The organism is Bradyrhizobium sp. CCBAU 45384 (genome assembly GCF_028128665.1).
In the GTDB taxonomy this organism is placed as follows: Bacteria; Pseudomonadota; Alphaproteobacteria; order Rhizobiales; family Xanthobacteraceae; genus Bradyrhizobium; species Bradyrhizobium manausense.
Genome location: NZ_LBIZ01000101.1, coordinates 75,976 through 94,254 on the forward strand (window position 1 = coordinate 75,976; position 18,279 = coordinate 94,254).

Annotated in this window: 17 protein-coding genes and 1 tRNA gene; 4 read left to right on the forward strand and 14 right to left on the reverse strand. The window is 63.9% G+C overall.

Annotation, left to right across the window (positions count from 1 at the left end):
* The first annotated feature begins 56 nt into the window (after window positions 1-56).
* The gene (locus XH80_RS12785; RefSeq protein ID WP_271598900.1) at window positions 57-338 is read left to right on the forward strand and encodes a hypothetical protein; all 282 of its coding nucleotides are present in this window, start codon (window positions 57-59) and stop codon (window positions 336-338) included.
* An 88-nt stretch (window positions 339-426) separates the two neighbouring features.
* Here the strand turns inward: XH80_RS12785 and XH80_RS12790 are convergent, their stop codons facing one another.
* Entirely contained in the window at window positions 427-744 is a 318-nt protein-coding gene (locus XH80_RS12790; protein WP_271598946.1) for a hypothetical protein, read from the reverse strand.
* Between the two features lie 33 nt (window positions 745-777).
* Here XH80_RS12790 and XH80_RS12795 point away from each other — a divergent pair, with 33 nt between their 5' ends.
* Window positions 778-1,743 (forward strand): AraC family transcriptional regulator, encoded by a 966-nt coding sequence (locus XH80_RS12795; protein ID WP_271598944.1) that lies wholly within the window; start codon window positions 778-780, stop codon window positions 1,741-1,743.
* A gap of 157 nt (window positions 1,744-1,900) precedes the next feature.
* Here the strand turns inward: XH80_RS12795 and XH80_RS12800 are convergent.
* The 3 genes from XH80_RS12800 to XH80_RS12810 all read right to left on the reverse strand — a co-directional run bounded on the left by XH80_RS12800 (window position 1,901) and on the right by XH80_RS12810 (window position 3,345).
* Window positions 1,901-1,977: transfer RNA gene (locus XH80_RS12800), tRNA-Arg, on the reverse strand.
* Between the two features lie 151 nt (window positions 1,978-2,128).
* Window positions 2,129-2,632, reverse strand: a complete 504-nt coding sequence (locus XH80_RS12805) for a hypothetical protein (protein ID WP_271598901.1) — start codon at window positions 2,630-2,632, stop codon at window positions 2,129-2,131.
* Between the two features lie 155 nt (window positions 2,633-2,787).
* Entirely contained in the window at window positions 2,788-3,345 is a 558-nt protein-coding gene (locus XH80_RS12810) for a hypothetical protein (RefSeq protein WP_057751661.1), read from the reverse strand.
* Between the two features lie 150 nt (window positions 3,346-3,495).
* Here XH80_RS12810 and XH80_RS12815 point away from each other — a divergent pair, with 150 nt between their 5' ends.
* A complete protein-coding gene (locus XH80_RS12815) occupies window positions 3,496-3,882 on the forward strand; it encodes a VOC family protein (RefSeq protein WP_057751664.1) in 387 nt (128 codons plus the stop codon).
* A 28-nt stretch (window positions 3,883-3,910) separates the two neighbouring features.
* Here the strand turns inward: XH80_RS12815 and XH80_RS12820 are convergent, their stop codons facing one another.
* Window positions 3,911-4,399, reverse strand: coding sequence for a hypothetical protein (locus XH80_RS12820; RefSeq protein ID WP_271598902.1), 489 nt, complete (start codon window positions 4,397-4,399; stop codon window positions 3,911-3,913).
* 258 nt (window positions 4,400-4,657) lie between these two features.
* Here XH80_RS12820 and XH80_RS12825 point away from each other — a divergent pair, with 258 nt between their 5' ends.
* On the forward strand, window positions 4,658-5,011 hold the full coding sequence (locus tag XH80_RS12825) for a GrlR family regulatory protein (protein WP_057751670.1): 354 nt from the start codon (window positions 4,658-4,660) through the stop codon (window positions 5,009-5,011).
* A gap of 108 nt (window positions 5,012-5,119) precedes the next feature.
* On the opposite strand, the gene XH80_RS12830 is transcribed toward XH80_RS12825, so the two are convergent.
* From XH80_RS12830 to XH80_RS12870, 9 genes are all read right to left on the reverse strand, one after another.
* Window positions 5,120-7,807 (reverse strand): PAS domain S-box protein, encoded by a 2,688-nt coding sequence (locus XH80_RS12830; RefSeq protein ID WP_271598903.1) that lies wholly within the window; start codon window positions 7,805-7,807, stop codon window positions 5,120-5,122.
* A 90-nt stretch (window positions 7,808-7,897) separates the two neighbouring features.
* Window positions 7,898-8,812 (reverse strand): DMT family transporter, encoded by a 915-nt coding sequence (locus tag XH80_RS12835; protein ID WP_057751834.1) that lies wholly within the window; start codon window positions 8,810-8,812, stop codon window positions 7,898-7,900.
* Between the two features lie 80 nt (window positions 8,813-8,892).
* The gene (locus tag XH80_RS12840; RefSeq protein WP_271598904.1) at window positions 8,893-9,687 is read right to left on the reverse strand and encodes an NUDIX hydrolase; all 795 of its coding nucleotides are present in this window, start codon (window positions 9,685-9,687) and stop codon (window positions 8,893-8,895) included.
* A gap of 4 nt (window positions 9,688-9,691) precedes the next feature.
* On the reverse strand, window positions 9,692-10,645 hold the full coding sequence (locus XH80_RS12845) for a dihydrodipicolinate synthase family protein (protein WP_057751685.1): 954 nt from the start codon (window positions 10,643-10,645) through the stop codon (window positions 9,692-9,694).
* Between the two features lie 23 nt (window positions 10,646-10,668).
* Window positions 10,669-11,547: an SDR family oxidoreductase gene (locus tag XH80_RS12850; protein WP_271598905.1), complete on the reverse strand. Its 879-nt coding sequence runs from the start codon at window positions 11,545-11,547 to the stop codon at window positions 10,669-10,671.
* A gap of 126 nt (window positions 11,548-11,673) precedes the next feature.
* Window positions 11,674-12,534, reverse strand: coding sequence for a MaoC family dehydratase (locus XH80_RS12855; protein WP_057751689.1), 861 nt, complete (start codon window positions 12,532-12,534; stop codon window positions 11,674-11,676).
* Between the two features lie 142 nt (window positions 12,535-12,676).
* Window positions 12,677-13,066: a Zn-ribbon domain-containing OB-fold protein gene (locus tag XH80_RS12860; RefSeq protein ID WP_220006721.1), complete on the reverse strand. Its 390-nt coding sequence runs from the start codon at window positions 13,064-13,066 to the stop codon at window positions 12,677-12,679.
* Window positions 13,066-14,223: a thiolase domain-containing protein gene (locus XH80_RS12865; RefSeq protein WP_271598906.1), complete on the reverse strand. Its 1,158-nt coding sequence runs from the start codon at window positions 14,221-14,223 to the stop codon at window positions 13,066-13,068. Before XH80_RS12865 ends, XH80_RS12860 begins: the two co-directional genes overlap by 1 nt.
* 356 nt (window positions 14,224-14,579) lie before the next feature.
* Window positions 14,580-18,071 (reverse strand): indolepyruvate ferredoxin oxidoreductase family protein, encoded by a 3,492-nt coding sequence (locus tag XH80_RS12870; RefSeq protein WP_271598907.1) that lies wholly within the window; start codon window positions 18,069-18,071, stop codon window positions 14,580-14,582.
* Window positions 18,072-18,279 lie beyond the last annotated feature (208 nt).

Genomic DNA, 18,279 nt, shown 5'->3' on the forward strand with positions numbered 1-18,279 from the left:
ACAATTTCATCAGAACAACTTCGATATCCTTCGTTGCGTAAACGGAGGAATACATCATGAATCTCAAGATCGGCCTCGTCGCCGCGTCCCTGTTCGGTGCTCTTGCGGCATCGTCGACGGCGTCGGCCATGCCGGTTGCGCCGGCGCCTGCGACCGCGCAGGTCTCTGACGTCGAGCAGGTCCGCATGGTCTGCAACGCCTGGGGACGCTGCTGGTGGCGGCCGAACGTCTATTACGGTTACGGGCCCGGATATGGATATTATGGGCCGCCGCGCTATTACGGCCCGCGTTATTATGGCCCTCGCTATTATGGCTATTACGGCTATCGCCGCTGGTGAGATTTGCAGGGGCCCTCTGGGCCCCTTCGCTTTTGCGAGATAGCGGGACTGCCACGGCCGATCAGCCTGGCGCAATTCCAAAACTGATCTAGATCAAAGATAAAATTTGCCCTGCTGTCATTCTGTTCTGATGGCTGATTTGATTGTTTTCCGATGCCCGCAGACGGGCATGAATGTGCAAACCCATCTCGAAAGGCGGCAGGAGCACGAGGGCCGGAGCTTTGAATCCTTTAACTGCCCCGCCTGTACAAGGCTCCATTTCATCGACCTTACCACCGGTCAGCCGATGAGCCGCGACCGTTGACGGTGACATCGATGGCGGCATGATGTCCGCAATACTAAGGCCGGAAATCCGGTTTACTGAATCGCCATGGATGGCCATGGATGGCCACATATCGACGTTCATTTTATTGTCACATTGCAGCATCCGGCCAGACGCATGTTCTTCGACGCTCTCGCCCCCTCCTCCGCGCTCCAGGTAACCCGGTTTACCGATGTGGACTCGTTTCGACCGGCCGAAGCCTTGGAAGATTCCCGGAGCATTCCCCTCGACGTCGCCAATTTCGCGGCAGCGCGAGCAATCGTGAACCTGCCGGCATGCCGGATCATCGTCGCAAGGTCGTTTGCGCGCATCCTCGAGACCACCTACCGCGCGCCGGGCGGCATGGTGATCCTGCCCATGAGCGATGATCTGCGCGCCAGTTCGAGCGGAATGGAAATCGATTCGCGCTTCTTCATCGCCCTGCGCGGCAACCACCATTGCCATTTCGTCGAGCCCCAGATCAATCATCACGCGTTGATCATGTTCTCGCCCACGCTTCAGGACCGCGGCTGGTTCGATCATGCCGATGCCTTGTGGGTCCGCATTGCCGACCCCTCCGCACAAACCTACGCGCGGCGGCTTGTGCAGGACATCCTGTGGACCGCGTCGGTCCAGCCACAGATGTTCGAGACCACGGAGGCCGCCGCCCATCTTCAGGAGGGCCTCCTGCTCGCCTTCGACGACCTGTTTCGAATGAACCCGCTGTCGGATCGCTGCGCCCCAAGAGCGGGCGCACGGTCGGCCAGGCTCGTGCAGCAGATCGACGACTACATCAGTGCCTATCCGACCGCTCCGATCTATACGGCCGATCTCGCCGATGAATTCGGCGTCTCGGTCCGCACGCTCGGGGGCGCCGTGGCCAAGGTGCGCGGCATGAGCCTGCATCAATACATCCGCCTGAAGCGGCTTTGGGCCACCCGCACACAACTCCTCAGAAGCGGGGGCACCTCAATCGCCTCGTGCGCGCGCGCCCAGGGCTTCCATCACCTCGGCGAGTTTGCCGCGGCCTATCGCGCGACCTTCCACGAAGCGCCCTCGGACACACTGGCGCGGGCCCGGCAAACCCGGCTCCAGGCCCTTTAACGCGCAGCGGATGGCGCAGTCATCATCAAGCGCGCCGCCGCATACCAGGCCCTGTTCACGGTCTTCCAGACGCAACGCCCTATCCATGAACGCAGGCGGCTTCCCTGTGATGACGCGGTCCCTGTTCCGGAAATTATCCGCAGCTGACGGCCCGGCCTGGCGCGCTCGGAAGGATTCGAACCTCCGACCCTCGGAATCGAAATCCGATGCTCTATCCAGCTGAGCTACGAGCGCCTGACCCCAGGTATTGGGCCACCAGCCGAAGCGCCGCGGTCGTATGCTGGCAGGCCAGCACACCGACGACGTTCGGTTCGGTTCGAATTAGCAGAGAGGCCGGACAATAAAAAGCCCTCCCGCCTCGTTTCGAGACGGGTCAAAAGCGCTCTCACCAAGTGGTGTTGAACAGACCGAAATGCGGCTGCTGCGCCACCAGCATCATCGGCTGGCCACGCTGCGGCATCGGACGCGCCCGGACGACCTTGCGCCTCGGGTGCGCCGGCGCCTGGGGCGTCTGGGCCTGGGCAACCTGAGCTTGCGGATTGGCGTCAGCCTTCTTGGCCGCAGCCGCATCGGCTGGCGTGAGCTGAGCGAATGTCTCGCGCACCCGTGCCTTGGCTGACATGTCAGCCAACACGTCTGCCTGCGCGGTCGGCTGTGGCGCCGCGGCGGAAGCCGTCCTCACCATCGGCGCGGCAACGGTAGGTTGGTTGGTGTCGAGCACGACCCGGTCAGGCAAATGGCGATCGGACCGGATCCGGATCAGCGGCTGGTCGTAACTCGCAACGCCGACGGTTTGGGCAATCGGCGCTATCGGCCAAACAAAATCTGCCGCAAACAACAATGCGAGCAGCGCTCCACCGACAAACATGAAATACCGAAAGATGGGCATTGACCGCGCTCCGCCCCGCATCCCCGCGTGGGCCCATCGCCTCAACCGGCGATCCTCTAATTGGTTCCTGCTCCCAGCCTTAGGTTCAATTGGCAACGCCAAGATTTTTGGCCAAGGGGCAAGGACGGTAACTTTTCCGCTAGCGGAATGGCCCCTCAGGCCCGCCGCGCCGTCACCAGCGAACACTTCGCCTGATCGGCGTTCACGTTGACGAATCCAACGGGAACGCGCGCAAAAGTCTTGCGGCTCTTCATGCTGACCGTATCCGCCAGAACGCGGCTGCGGTCGGTCAGGTGGCTGCCGTCGCGCCGCATGAACGCACAGACGATCTCAAGATCCTTTACGGCATAGTCGTTGCCATTTCGCACGGTGAACGTCACCAGCGCCTTCGAGCCGAGCCCGCCGCGACGCCAGGTCTGCGACGAGATCTTCATCCGGTCGAGCCCGGCGGCTTCCAGAGCCGAGGTATCTGAGGCTGAAATTGGCGAAGCAGAATCGTCACTTGCCAGTGCCAATTTCACGGGTTCGGTTTGGACGACATTGCCTTCGGAGGGAGGCATCAACAGCCAGACGGAAGCGCCGACCACGCTCACGGCCAGCAGCCACAATAGGCCTCGTTTCAACCAAATGCTGGTGGCCGCCTGGACCCGTTGCCGCTCCTCGCCGTTCCCGACGAAAGGTCCCAGTCCGATCCGGCCAAGCCCTGATTTCATGGATGCGTTGCTCGCTCCTCGTTTAATCCGCGAGACGAATTGAGGTTCCCGCCGCTGTGGCAAATCTCAGGGCGGAGCCATAGTGGCGATCGTCGATGGGGATCGCTAACATGCGCTGCAACATCGAAGGCCTTATCGGGAGGAATTGAAATGCCTTTCGCCGTCACCTGGGATCACGTCCATCTGCGCAGTCCCGATCCGGAAGCGACCGCGGCCTGGCTGCGCGATATCCTCGGCGGCGAGATCGTGCGCGCACCGGGGCGAATCGACGTCAATCTCGGCGGCGCAAGGATCTTCATCGCGCCGCTGGAGGGTGACAGCGCCGTCAACCCGCCGCCTCAACATCCGCATCAGGGCCTCGACCATTTCGGTCTCACCGTGAAGGACATCGACGCCGTCGCTGCCGAAATCAAGGCCAAGGGCGTGACGTTCACGCGCGAGCCGACCACGATTCGGCCCGGCGTACGCATCTGCTTCATCCGTGGTCCCGAAGGCATCTCCGTCGAGCTGCTCGAGCGCGACAAGAAATATACCTGACGCGGCGGGCGAGGCGCCGCCCGGTCAGCTAGGTCATGCTACCGGGCATAAAGCAGCGAATGGTGACGCCCATATAGCCATAGATCGGCCACACCATGGTTCGTCCAACCCGATTGGGCTCCGAGATCACGGCCTCCTCGGGCACATCAACCCAGACCAGCTCTTGCTGCTTGCCTTCGATGACGTAGCCGAGGCGCGGGATGCGCACACGATAGTGCCCGTCCTTGCTCTCCCAATCGGAATCCGATATCGCCGAGCCGTCTGCATCGGAGCAGCATGGTCCCTTGCCGCTGCGTAAGCTGTCGAACCAGGCCTTCAGCTCGGTACTGGTGTTGACGAACTGGCCGCGGTCGCGCGCGTGCCCGAGCGGGGCAATCAGCGCCAGCGCGCAAGCCACACTTGCCGCGCTTCGCCATCGTGTGGAACGGCCGATCCGCCGTCGTTGTATTTCACAAATCGTGGTAGTCGCACCGTACAGACGCGGCTCTTCGCCGCCGGAATTGATCCAGTTGCTCACGTTCGTCTTGCTCCAGCACCCCGCGGCCAGTGCAACAATGGTTATGCATTTCGCGGGCCAACTCTGATTCGCAACGACTGGCCTCGCTGCATGATCAGACCGTCATATCTGCATTACAGACAAGCCGGGACGACTACGGGTCGCATGCCGGCACAGGACACCGCCGGCAAAATTGCCGCGTTGCGCGAGGGGTTGCGCTTTGGCATAAAGCTTCACCGGTGACGCCATTGGGCGATGGTGGCCGGCCGATGGGACGTTATGAAGAACGGCCTCTATTCGATTCACGTGAGCCTGCTCGATGGTCGAGTCGGGAAAGGCAGCGGCGTGATTCTTTTTCGCGACGGCAAGATCCTTGGCGGCGATGCCTACCTCTATTACACCGGCCGCTACGTGGTGAAGGACGACCACACGTTCAAGGGCGAGGTGCTGGTGCAACGACACACCACGCCGCGCGGCGATGACAATCCGCTGTTCGGTGGCCCTGCCCCTGTTGGCATCGGCGTCAGCGGGACCTACACCGATACTCGTGCGGAGATGACGGGAACGGCGCTGGTCGGCAAGGCCAGCCTGATTTTCGGCGCGACCCTGCACAAGCTCGTCGACGTCGATTAAAGCGTTTTCGAGCGAAGTGGATACCGGTTCGCGTCAAGAAAACGCGTCAAAACAAGAATCTGGAGCCCCGTTCCGATTCCATCGGAACGGGAAAGGCTCTAGCGCGTACTATTCTGCGGCCTGCTCCAGTGGTGCGACGCGCGGCAAGATCATCTGGATGCGCGTGCCGCCGCCAGGCTCGGAATCGAGATCGAGCCGGCCGCCGAGCCGGTTGGTAACGATGCTGTAGACGATGTGCAATCCGAGACCGGTACCGCCCTGGTCGCGCCGCGTGGTGAAAAACGGATCAAAGGCGCGGCGCCGCACGTCGAGGCTCATGCCACAGCCATTGTCGGAGACGATGACCTCCACATTGTCCTTGCCGGACTCGCGCACCTGGATGTCGATGATCCCGGGACGTCCGTCGGGGAAAGCGTGCGCCACCGAATTCAGGAACAGATTGGTCAGCACCTGGCCGTACGGGCCGGGATAGCTGTTCATGGTCAGATTGGGCTGGCACTCAACGTTGAGCGTCAGGTTCTGCTTGCGCAGGCCCGGGCGCAGGCTCATCACCACCTGCTCGGTGAGGTCGGCGAGGTCGAAGGTGCGCTGGTCTGAATAATTGCGATCGGCCGCGACCTGCTTGAATGACTGGATCAGCTCGGCCGCACGATTCAGATTGGAGACGAGCTGCGAGGACGCATCGCGACTGGTGTTGAGATAGTCGTTGAGCGTCGAGCGGCGAAGCTCGCCGCGCTCGACCTCGGCGCTGAACATGGCGGTCTTGCGCTCGAGCGCAGAGGCGACCGTCAGGCTGATGCCGACGGGATTGTTGACCTCGTGCGCGACGCCGGCGACCAGGCGTCCGAGGGCGGCGAGCTTCTCCGCCTCGATCAGCGAGGCCTGGGTCTCGCGCAGATTGCGCAAGGCGGTTTCGGCGGCGTCCTTGGCCTTGCGCATCTCCTGCTCGCCGCGCTTGCGTTCGCCGATGTCGAGCGCCACGGTGACGATCCGCTCGATCTCGCCCTCGGCATCGAGCAGCGGCAGCTTGTTGACCAGCCATTGCCGCATGTTGCCGGAGGCGTCCTTGTATTCCTCCTCGTAGAATCCGAGCCCCTTGCGCTGGCTCAGCACTCGCTTGTCGTTCTCGTCGGTCTTGGCAGCGCCATAGCGCGACATCAGGTCCGCGGTGGTGCGGCCGAGCGCATCACCGGGCTCGATGCCGAAGATGCCGGCCATGTAGCGGTTCATCAGCACGTAGCGGAGATTGCGGTCCTTGACGTTGATGACCGCGGGCACGGTGTCGATGACCTGCTGCAACAGGCGCCGGCCTTCGGCGATGGCATCTTCCGCCCGCTTCTGGTCGGTGATGTCGCGCAGCGTGCCCTCGTAGCGGACGATCGTGCCCTGCTCGTCCCGCACGCCGGTTGCGCTGTCGGAAAGCCAGAGGATGTCGCCGCTGCGCTGCCGCACCTGATACTCGAACTCGCGCACCATGCCGTCGCGATGCATCAACCGTTGATATTCCGCGCGCGCCTCGGGATGGACATAGATGGTGTGGGCGATGTCGTTGATGCTGTCGATCAGGTGCTGCGGACTGTCATAGCCCATCATCCGCGCCAGCGCCGGATTGGCGTTGAGAAGATCGCCTGCCGGCGTCGTCACGTAGATGCCGTCGACCGAGCCCTCGAACAGTTTTCGGTAGCTCTCTTCGGCCAGCCGCTGCTCGGTGAGCGCGCGCACCGCCGCTTCGCGGGCCGTATCGGCCTCCTCCAGCGCACGGCGGAACACTTCGGCCGCGCGTGCGATATCGCCAATCTCGTTGTTGAGATCGGCCGACGGGATCGACGTATCCTTCACGCCAGCCGCAAGCGCGCGGATGGAGCGCGCGATCTGCGCCAGCGGCCGCACCGTGCGCCCCACCACGAGGACGGCGGCGAGGATGCCGATCAAGACGCCCATACTGCCTAGCACGATGCTCTGCCAGCGGGCCTCCGCCAGCGTCCGGGCAAAGTCGCGCGACAGCACATGGCCACGGCGGTCGCTGACGTCGCGCAGCAATTCGGTGACCCGCCCGATCAGCCGGCCCTCGGTGCCCAGCACCTCGCGGTCGATATCGGCGATCTGCCGTTCGCGCACGGCGACAGCGATGATGGCATCGGCGTAATTGTTCACCGCCGTCTTCAATTTGCCATCGGCAATGTTCATCGTCCGCATGCCCTGGGCGGCCTGTTCGGCCGCCGAGGGATTGCGCGCGAGCAGCCCAAGCGCGATCCGGCTCTGGGCTTCCGACAGGCGCGCGGCGAGATCACGGTCCCCGCTTTCGGAGACCGCCGCGTCGAACTGGTCGCGCAGCGGGGGCAGCCCGGCAAGCAGTTGCGCGCGGCGATCGATCAGGGTCGATATCCGATCCAGCCCGCTGCGATAGGTCGCGAGCCGCTCGGAGACGCCGTCGATCATGTCCTGCTGCTCGGGCGCGAGCTCGATCCGGGTCTTCTTGAGGATGTCGCTCAGCGTCGAGGCGGCCTCGCCGACCTGCTTGAACTGGATGCCGGCGCCGGGATCGGTGACGAAGTCACGCGCGGCGAGCCGCAAATCGTTCATGCGGCGGTCGATGTCTTCGGCGAGATCGCCGACGCTTTGCAGCCGCTGGAGTTCGGCGAAGGTGGCATCGATGTGCCGGATCGCGATCACGCTCGCAGTCGAGGTGACGATGATCACCGCCAGCACCAGGATGAAGCTGCCATACGTCATCTGGCCGATCGATAGCGAAAATGATCGCTTCGGCGGCGGATTCGGTGGCGTTTCGGCGGACATTGGGGCGGAACCGGACTCCATACGCCCCTAATATACGCTGTATCGCCCCTCCGGGGGAACATGCCTCCACGGGCCGGAAGGGGCTGTTCTTCATGATGGTTTAGCGACGGCCGCCCGCCGCCCCGGGATCGTCATGGCGGCGACACCGAGGACGACGCAGGCGAGGCCAATCCATGCGGTCCGGCTCAGGGTCTCGCCGAGGAAGGCGACGCTGATGGCCACTCCGATGGGGACGCGCAGGTAAGCCTGAGCGGTGGTGCCGACCGAGCCGAGGGTCTGGATCAGGCGGAAATAGATCGCGAAGGCGGCTGCGGTCGAGAATACCGCGAGCGCGAGCAGCGCGAGGACGGAGCTTAGCGACGGCGACAGCGTCCAGGGCTGCTCGAGCAGGAGCGAAGCCGGGATCAGCACGGCCGCGCCCGCCAGCAGCGAGCCGGCGGCGGGCGCCATGGGATCGAGGCCCTTGAAGCTGCGGCCGAAGATCGCGGCGCAGGCGTAGCAGATGGTGGCGGCGACGATTGCCGCCTCCGCAACGAGGCCGCGCCCGATCTCGCGGAACGCATCGACGCCGACGATCAGCAGGATGCCGGCCATGCCCGCGACCACGCCGAACAGCTTTCGCGGCGTCGTTGCCTCATGGCGGGTGATGATCGCGGTGAGCAGGAAGGTGAAGATGGGCCCGGCCGAATTGAGGATGGTGGCGAGCGCGGCATCGACGTGGCGTTCGCCCCAGGCGATCAGGGTCCATGGAATGACGCTGTTGAGCACGGCCTGGAACGCGAAGCGCTGCCAGGTCGCGGCATCCGTCGGCATGCTGATGCCCCTCGCCCACATGACCGCGAGCAGCAACAGGCCCGCAACCGTCGTGCGCGCGGCGATCAGCGTGACCGCAGGGATGGTGGCGACGCCGAGCTTGATGAAGGTGTAGGAGCCACCCCAGAGGGTTGCGAGCGCGACCAGCAGCGCCAGCTCGACGGCGATATTGGTGTCCTGCCTGGCGTCCATCTGATCCGTCCCATCCATTCGCGATGGACGGAACCTAGCTCATCAGTGGTCGCCAATACTTCGTTCGGTATCGAAGTGTTCTAGCCGACCGCGCCGACCTCGAACACCTCGCCGTCATAGCCGGCCTCGCGGGGGATGCGGAGCTGCCGCCCGCTTTCGGTTTTCGTCATCACCGGCATCACCGTGACGATCGACATCCCCTTGGCATGATCGAGCGCAGCCCTCACGCTTGGCTGCTTCGCCAGCCGAATCAGATTTCGCGTGGTCGGGAACGGCAGCTTGAAGCGGCCGCTCTCACCGCCCTCCACCGCCTCGCGTGCTGACAGCCAGATCGAGTCGGTCGACTCCCGCCCGTCATGCGCGCCGAGCTGGTCGGGCGGTGCAGCCGCGAGAAAAAACCAGGTGTCGAAACGCTTGGGCATGCCCTCCGGCGTGATCCAGTGCGCGTAAGGCACGAGCGTGTCGAGCGCGAGCTGAAGGCCGTTATCGTCGAGGATTTTCAGGAAGCTGATCTTGTGCTCGTTGAGCGCGACGCGATGCGCCTCGGCGATCTCGCCGGCGCGTTTGGCATCAATAGGCCTGTTCGAGCCTTTCGACCGTGCCAGCAGGATGCCGCTCTCCTCAAACGTCTCGCGGATCGCGGCGATACGAAAACCGCGGTCAGCTTCGCTTAAGCCCTCGCCGCCCGAATAAAGATCGGCGCGGGCAACGATTTCCTGATCGCCCGCATCGATGCTGCCGCCCGGAAACACCAGCGCGCCCGAGTTGAACTCGATCTGATGATGGCGGACCATCATGAAGATTTCGACCTCCTTGGCGCCATCACGCAGCAGGAGGATTGTCGAAGCCGGGCGCGATGTTGATGTCTCGGGCATTCAACTAACCTGCGGCACTGGATTGCGGGCCGAGATTGGCGCGCTTGTCGAAACGGGCGACGCGCGACAAGAGATAGTCGACTTCCGCTTTCGCGGTCGCCGTCATCGTCGCGCCCGGCTTGCGCTGTGCGCTGGAGGCGATGATGCCGCGCTTCTGCAGCACGTATTTGCGCACGGTCAGGCCGACGCCGGGCTGCTGCTCGTAGCGGATCAGCGGCAAATGCGCGTCGAAGATGTCATGCGCGGCATCGCGCTTGCCGGCCTTGGAGAGGTTGACGACGTCGATCAGAAGCTCGGGGAACGCATAGCCGGTCATGGCGCCGTCGGCGCCGCGCTCCATTTCAAAGTCGAGGAACGTGCCGCCATTGCCGCAGAGGATCGAGAGCGGACGGAGCGAGCCGTCCTTCTGGAAGCCGCGCAGGGTCGTGATCTTTTCCAGACCCGGCCAGTCCTCGTGCTTGAGCATCACGCAGTTCGGATTGTCCATGACGATCTTGCGGATCACGGCGGGCGTAAACACCACAGTGAGCGTCAACGGATAGTCCTGGAGCACCCAGGGCACATCGGGGCCGATCGCCTCGGCCGCCTGCTTGAAATAGCCAACGATCTGGTCGTCGGTGCGCAAGCTGGGCGGCGGCGCGATCATGACGCCGGCCGCGCCTGCGTCCATCGAGGCCCTGGCCAGCGAGCGCATGGTGGCAAAACCCGGCGCGGAGACGCCGACGATCACCTGCATCTTCCTGGCGCGCTTGACGTAGCGCACCGCGACCTGCTCGGCCTCGGCGGCATCGAGCTTCGGGGCCTCGCCGAGGATGCCAAGCACCGTGACACCGTCGCAGCCGACCTCCTCGTAGAAATCGGTCAGGCGGTCGATCGAGCGCTCGTCGATCCGGCCGTCGTCGTGGAACGGCGTCGGCGCGATTGCGAAGGTGCCCTTGGCGTCGGCGGTGAGTTTCATCGTCGTCCTTGTCTCTTCCGTGGCTAAAACCGCCGCGCCCCCATCTTGATCTGCTCCTCCGAGAAGAAGATCTCGTTGGCGTGATCGACGATGTCCTGGGCCTTCCAGCCCGAGTGCGGCGGCTTCCAGCCTTCCATTTCCATCATCCGCATTTCGCGCACGCCGCGGGGCCCGGACACGCCCAGCACCTTGCCGGTCTGGTCGCCCGACAAATCGCTGACCATGTATAGCACGGCCGGCGCGATGCCGTCCGGCCCCAGCGCTGCACCTGGGTTCTCCTTATAGCGGGGCAGGTCTGCGGTCATGCGGGTCAGGGCGCCCGGCGCCAGCGTCCAGATCCGGATGTTGTACTTGCGACCCTCGATCGCCAGCACGTTGGACAGGCCCCAGATGCCGCCCTTGGCGGCGCCGTAATTGGTCTGACCGAAATTGCCGATCAGGCCTGAGGTCGAGGAGGTGTTGACGATGACGCCGCCGCCATTTTCCCGCATCCAGCGAAACACCGGCATGGTGCAACAGAAGGTGCCTTTCAAATGCACCTTGATGACCTTGTCCCAGTCGGCCTCACTGGCCTTGTGAAAGGTCTGGTCGCGAAGGATACCCGCGTTGTTCACCAGGATATCGGCGCGGCCGAAATGCCTGATGGCGTCGTCGAACACCGACTGGCCGCCCTCCATGGTGGAGATGTCGGCGCCGTTGGCGACCGCCTTGCCGCCCTCGGCCTTGATCGCGTCCACCACCTGCTGCGCCATGGACTTATCGGCACCGGAGCCGTCGCGGGGCCCGCCGAGATCGTTGACCACGATCGAGGCCCCTTCCCGCGCGAACAGCTTTGCGTAGGCCTCACCGAGCCCCCCGCCCGCGCCGGTGATCAGCGCAACCTTGCCGTCGAGTAGTCCCATGGTGGCTTCTCCCTGTTCTTGTTTGTTGTCATTCCGGGGCCCGCGAAGCGCGAACCCGGAATCTCGCGCCACAACCTCTGGATTCCGGGTTCAGCCCTGCGGGCTGCCCCGGAATGACGAAGCACGCTAACCCAACACCGTCTTGCCGTTCTTGATCACCGTGACCCCGCGCGACTTCACCTTGGCTTCGAACGAGATCGTGTTGCCGTCCTTCCAGAGGTCCATGGTGACAGTCTCGCCTGGATAGACGGGCGAGGAGAACCGCGCGACGTGCTGGCGGAACGCTGACGCATCGTAGTCGGCATAGGTCTGCAGCACGCCGCGGCAGGTGATGCCGTAGGTGCACATGCCGTGCAGGATCGGGCGCGGGAAGCCGGCCTTCCTGGCGAACTCGGGATCGGAGTGCAGCGGATTGCGGTCGCCGCAGAGACGATAGACCAGCGCCTGGTCCGGGCGCGTCGCGATGTCGATGGTCTTGTCGGGCGCGCGCGAGGGGATCTTGTGCGGATCGGGCTGGGTGAGATTCGGCCCGCCGAAGCCGCCGTCGCCGCGAGCGAAGCGCGAGGCGACAAGTGTCGCGAGCTTCTCGCCCTTCTCGTTCTTCAGCACGGTCTGGTGGCTGATGACGACGCCCTTGTCCTTGCCCTTGTCGTAGACCTCGAGCACGGAGGAATCGGCGGTGATGTTGGCGGCGACCGGCAGCGGCTGGTGGAAGGTGATGTCGCGCTCGCCGTCAACCACCATGACGCGGTTGAGATTCATCTCGCCCGGGCCCGAGCCCCAGGCCGCGACGGAGGCAAAGGTCGGCACGACCTTCAGCGGCCGCGGCGTGAGCGTGCCCTCGTTGACGAAGGCGAGTTCGTTCTCGTCCATCGGGTCGGCGCCGAGACCGATGCCGTAGGCGTAGAGCATCACCTCGCGGTCGGTGTAGGCATATTTCTGGCCGAGGTTTTTCAGGCCTTTGAGTTCTTCGTATCTGGCGGACATTTTTTGGTTTCCTCCCGGTGGTTCTCATCCTCATGGTGAGGAGGCGCTGTTGCGCCGTCTCGAACCATGAGGATGCCCGAAACGCTTCTTGTCGTGGCCATCCTTCGAGGCGCTTGCTTCGCAAGCTCCTCAGGATGAGGACCTACACCGGCGTAAAAAACGGCAGTGGCGCCCCGTCCGTCGGCTTGAACACCACCTTCACCTTCTGGCCGATCTTGAGCTTCTCGAGATCGCAGTCGACGAAATTGGTCTGCACCGACGGTCCCTCCTTCAGCGTGACGTAGCCGATGGCGTAAGGACCGGTCGGTGATTTCCGCATCAGGCTGTAGGTGTAGATCGTGCCCTCGCCCGAGGCTTCCTCCCACACCGTCTTGTCGGAGTAGCAGAACGGGCAGATCGAGCGCGGGAAGTAGTGCGCTTCGCCGCAGGCGGTGCAGCGCTTGATCATGAACCTGCCCGCTTTCGCCGCGTCCCAGAACGCAGCGGTCTCGGGGTTCGTGACCGGCGCTGGATATTTTTTCGCTTCGCTCATCACACGCGCTCCAGAATGGCCGTCGAGGCGGCGTGGCGAACACCCAAGAGGCCGCCGGTGCCGTGGGCGATGGCGAGATCGCAATTCGGAACCTGCACCTTCGGATGCGCCTCGCCGCGCAGCTGCCTAACGGCCTCGATGATCTTGGTCATGCCGCCGCGATTGACGGGGTGGTTGCTGCACAGGCCGCCGCCATCGGTGTTGAACGGCAGCTTGCCGACGCCCGAGATCAGATTGCCGTCGGCAACGAACTTGCCGCCCTCGCCCTTCCTGCAGAAGCCGAGATCCTCGAGCTGCATCAAAACCGTGATGGTGAAGCTGTCATAGATCGAGGCGTATTTGATGTCCTTCGGCGTGATGCCGGCCTCCTCGAACGCGCGCGGGCCGGACCAGACACCGGCGGAGTAAGTGAGATCGAGATCCTTGCCGCCCCGCGGACCCTTCATCGCCTCGCCATGGCCGATCAGGCGCACCAGCGGCTTCTTCAGGCTCCTGGCGATTTCAGGCGTGGTCACGATCAACGCGCCGCCGCCGTCGGAGACGACGCAGCAATCCATGCGATGCAGCGGATCGGAGATCATCGGCGAATTCAGCACGTCCTCGACGGTGACGACGTCCTTGAGCATCGCATGCGGATTGTATTGCGCATGATGGGAGGCCGCGACCTTGATCCAGGCGAGCTGTTCGCTCGTGGTGCCATAGTCGTGCATATGGCGCATGGCACACATGCCATAGGCATTGTGCGTGGTCGCACCGTAAGCAGACTCGAAATCGGCTTCCGCGCCGGCCGCGCGCGGCGGCATCGCGCCGGTGCGCGGCTTGCCCGCAAGCGTGATGAGCGCGATCGAGCACTTGCCTGCCGCGATGGCTTCAGCGGCATGGCCGAGATGGATGATGTAGGAGCAGCCGCCGGTCTCGGTGGAATCGACATGGCGGAGCTTTTTGGTGTTCAGCCCGAGATAGTCGACCATCGGCCAGGCGCCGCCGGGCGCATCGCCCGCGCAGAAATAGCCGTCGACATCGTCCTTGCTGATCCCGGCATCCTCGATCGCGCCTTTGGCGACCTCGGCATGAAGCTGGGCGGTGGATTTGTCCGGCGCATGCCGGGTCGGGTGTTCGTAGATCCCGGCAATGTAGGCCTTGCCCTTGATGGTCAAAACAGAGGTCTCCGCTCGCGTCTCTTATTGGCTCTTTTTTCTGAACCGCGATGGGCGGATTGGCAAGCGCCGAAATATTCCGCCTCGCGAGAGGGCAACGGGTGGGCGCAATGACGGACGAGACAGCTCAAATCCTACAGGTGTTTTGCCCGACGGCACAAGCGACGTTTCGTTTTATCGAAAATGAGCCCACCTGTCGAAAACAACCCCATGCACAGTAGAACGGTGGTTGATTTCAAAGAGGAAATTGTAGGGTGGGCAAAGCGAAGCGTGCCCACGCCTTTTTCGTGGTCGAGAGAGATGGTGGGCACGGCGCAAGCGCGCCTTTGCCCACCCTCCGGGACTACGGGACTTTCCTACTCCGCCGCGATCTGCCGCGGCGCCGGGGGCGGGTTCGCCAGATCGGCGGCGAGCTGGGCGTAGCGGGCCTTGGCGTCGGCCACGGCCTTCTCCTTCACCGGACCGTAGCCGCGGATGCGGTCGGGCAGTGAGAGGAGTTCGACGGCTGTGTCGTGCGTGACCGGCGACAACAGGCCGAGCACGGTGGCGACGTCCTTCTCATAGCCTGCGATCAGGTCGCGCTCGAGCTTGCGGTCGGCGCTGCGGCCGAAGATGTCGAAGGGGGTGCCGCGCAGGAATTTGAACTTGGCGAGCACGCGGAACGCCTTCAGCATCCACGGGCCGAAGGCGCGCTTCTTCGGGCGGCCCAGCGCATCGACGCCGGACGCCAAAATCGGCGGGGCGAGGTTGAAGCTGAACGTGTAGTCGCCCTCGAACTGGTCGCGGAGCTGCTGCTCGAAAGCGCCGTCAGAGAACAGGCGCGCGACCTCGTACTCATCCTTGTAGGCGAGCAGTTTTGCGTAGTTGATCGCGACCGCGCGCGGCAGCACTTCGCCATATCCGCCCTTGATCGCGGCATCGCGAACCTGATCGACCAGCTTGCGATAGCGCTTGGCCAGGCGGCCGTTCTGATAGGCGGTGAGATGCTTGGCGCGATGCTCGATGACTTCATCGAGAGGCATGGCGTCCAGCGTCTTGGGCGCGGCAACCTCGTCCGTGCCCCTCAGCATCTCGGCGAGGCGCGCAGGGTCCGCGACGGCAAGGCGGCCGAGGCGGAAGGCTTCCTTGTTCATCTTGATCGAGACGCCGTTGACCTCGATGGCCTGCTCGATCGCTTCCGCCGACAGCGGGAACAGCCCCTTCTGATAGGCATAGCCCATCATCATCATGTTGGTGGCGATGGCATCGCCGAGCAGCTGCTCGGCCGGCCTGGTGAAATCGAAGAACACGGAATCCTTGTGCAGCGCCGTCTCCAGCAGGCCGGTCAGCTTGCGGGTCTGGAAGTTGAAGTCGCGGTTGAGCACGAAATCGGCGGTGGGGATGACGTGACTGTTGATGATGCCGCGGGTGCGGCTGGTGTCGCACAGCGAGATGGTGTCCTTGGCGACCGCGACCACCTCGTCGGCAGCGAGCACGACATCGGCGGTGCCGGTGACGATGCGCGAGCACGTCACCTCGGCCGGATGATCCGACAGGCGGACGTGGCTGAGCACCGCGCCGCCCTTCTGCGCAAGGCCGGACATGTCGAGGATCATCGAGGCCTTGCCCTCGATATGGGCGGCCATGCCGAGCAGCGCGCCGATGGTGAGCACGCCGGTGCCGCCGACACCGCCTACGGCGATGTTGTAGGGCTTGTCCAGCATCGGCCGCGAAGCCGGCTCGGGCAGCTCACCGATATCGGCGAGCTCGGCCGGCGCGCGGTGGCGCGGCTTGCCGCCATCCACGGTGACGAAGGACGGGCAGAATCCCTTGAGGCAGGAATAGTCCTTGTTGCAGGCGGACTGGTTGATGGCGCGCTTACGGCCGAACTCGGTCTCCAGCGGCTCGACCGAGATGCAGTTCGACTGCACCGAACAGTCGCCGCAGCCTTCGCAGACGGCCGGGTTGATCATGACGCGGCGCGCCGGATCCTCCATCAGGCCGCGCTTGCGGCGGCGGCGCTTTTCGGCGGCGCAGGTCTGCACGAACACGATCGCAGAGGTGCCCTTGTACTCGCGGCACATCTTCATGACGTTCTGCAAGTCGTCGCGGTGATATTTCTTGACGCCGGGCGCAATGCTGTCGGCGGGATAGGCGTCCGGGTTTTCCGAGACCAGATAGATCTCGCGGATGCCTTCGGCGTGAAGCTGGGCCATGATCTTCTCCGGCGAAAGATCGCCGTCATGGCGCTGGCCGCCGGTCATGGCGACGGCGTCGTTGTAGAGGATCTTGTAGGTGATGTTGGCCTTGGAGGCGATCGCCTGGCGAATGGCGAGAATGCCCGAGTGGAAATAGGTGCCGTCGCCGAGGTTGGCGAATATGTGGTTCTCGTTGGTGAAGGGGGCGATACCGACCCATGGCACGCCCTCACCGCCCATATGGGTGAAGGTCTCGGTCGAGCGGTCCATCCACAGCGCCATGAAATGGCAGCCGATGCCGGCGAGCGCACGGCTGCCCTCAGGGACTTTCGTGGAGGTGTTGTGGGGGCAGCCGGAGCAGAAGTAAGGGGTGCGAGAAACCGGCGCCGTGGGGATCATCTGGGACGCCTGCCGGCCGTTGAACCAGTCGGCCTTGGCGCGAAGCATCTCGGCAATCTCGGGGTTGAGATTAAGTCGAAGCAGCCGTTCGGTCAGCGAGGTCGCAAGCGAGGCGACGCTGAGCTCGGCGGCGAAGGTCAGGAAGCGCTTGTCGTGCTCGTCCATCTTGCCGACGATGCGCGGGCGGACGTCGTCGCGCCAGTTGAACAGCTCCTGCTTGACCTGGTTCTCGACGATCTCGCGCCGTTCCTCGACGATGAAGATCTCCTCCAAGCCGACGGCGAACTGGCGCACGCCCTCCGGCTCCAGCGGCCAGGGCATGCCGATCTTGTAAAGACGAAGGCCGATTCTAGCGGCGATCTCTTCGGTGATGCCGAGCTCGCGCAGCGCCTGCCGCACGTCCTCATAGCTCTTGCCCGAGGCCATGATGCCGAAACGGGCGTTCGGCGAATCCATGGTGACGCGGTTGACCTTGTTGGCGCGTGCGAAGGCGATCGCGGCAAAGCCCTTGTAGTCCTGCAGGCGCCGGTCCTGCTCGAAGCGATCGTCGGGCCAGCGCAGGTTGAGGCCGCCGGGCGGCAGCTCGAAATCGCTGGGGATGATGAAGGGCTTCATCTCGTCGGTGAGGTCGATCTCGGCGGTGGTCTCCACCGTCTCCGTGATCACCTTCATGCCGACCCAGCAGCCGCTATAGCGCGACATCGCGATGCCGAGCAGGCCCATCTCGATCATCTCGTGGATGCTCGAAGGATAGAGATAGGGCATCAGCGCCGAGATGAAGGCGTGGTCGGACTGATGCGGGACGGTGGAGGATTTGGCGCCGTGGTCGTCGCCGGCAAGGCATAGCACGCCGCCGTTCTTGGCGGAGCCGGCGGCATTGCCGTGGCGAAAGACGTCGCCGCAGCGGTCGACGCCGGGGCCCTTGCCGTACCAGATACCGACCACGCCGTCATATTTGGCCCCGGGCGAGAGGTTGAGCTGCTGTGAGCCCCAGATGGCGGTCGCCGCCAGGTCCTCGTTCACGCCGGGCTGGAATTTGATGTTGTACTGCTCGAGGTGCTTTCGCGCGGCGAAAAGCTGCTGGTCGTAGCCGCCGAGCGGCGAGCCGCGGTAGCCGGAGATGAAGCCCGCGGTGTTCAGGCCGGCGGCGCGGTCGCGCCTGATCTGCGCCATGGGCAGACGGACCAGCGCCTGGATGCCCGTCGTGAAGATATGGCCGGTGCCTTGCGTGTATTTCTGATCGAGACTGATCGGACCCTGGTTGATGCCCATTCTTGTCCTCTTCCGCCCTTTTGAGCGTTTGGCTGCCTAAGCCGTTGCCTGCCCGTTGTTTTCAGCAAGGGCACGCCGACCACCTCTGCCACTCTATGTCGGATATTTAACGCAGCGCATCACAAATCTGGCCCTTCCGCGGCGACGGGAAAAAAACGCAATTTCGTGGCCGGAAAGACATTGGCGATTTTCAATTTGTGTCACCATA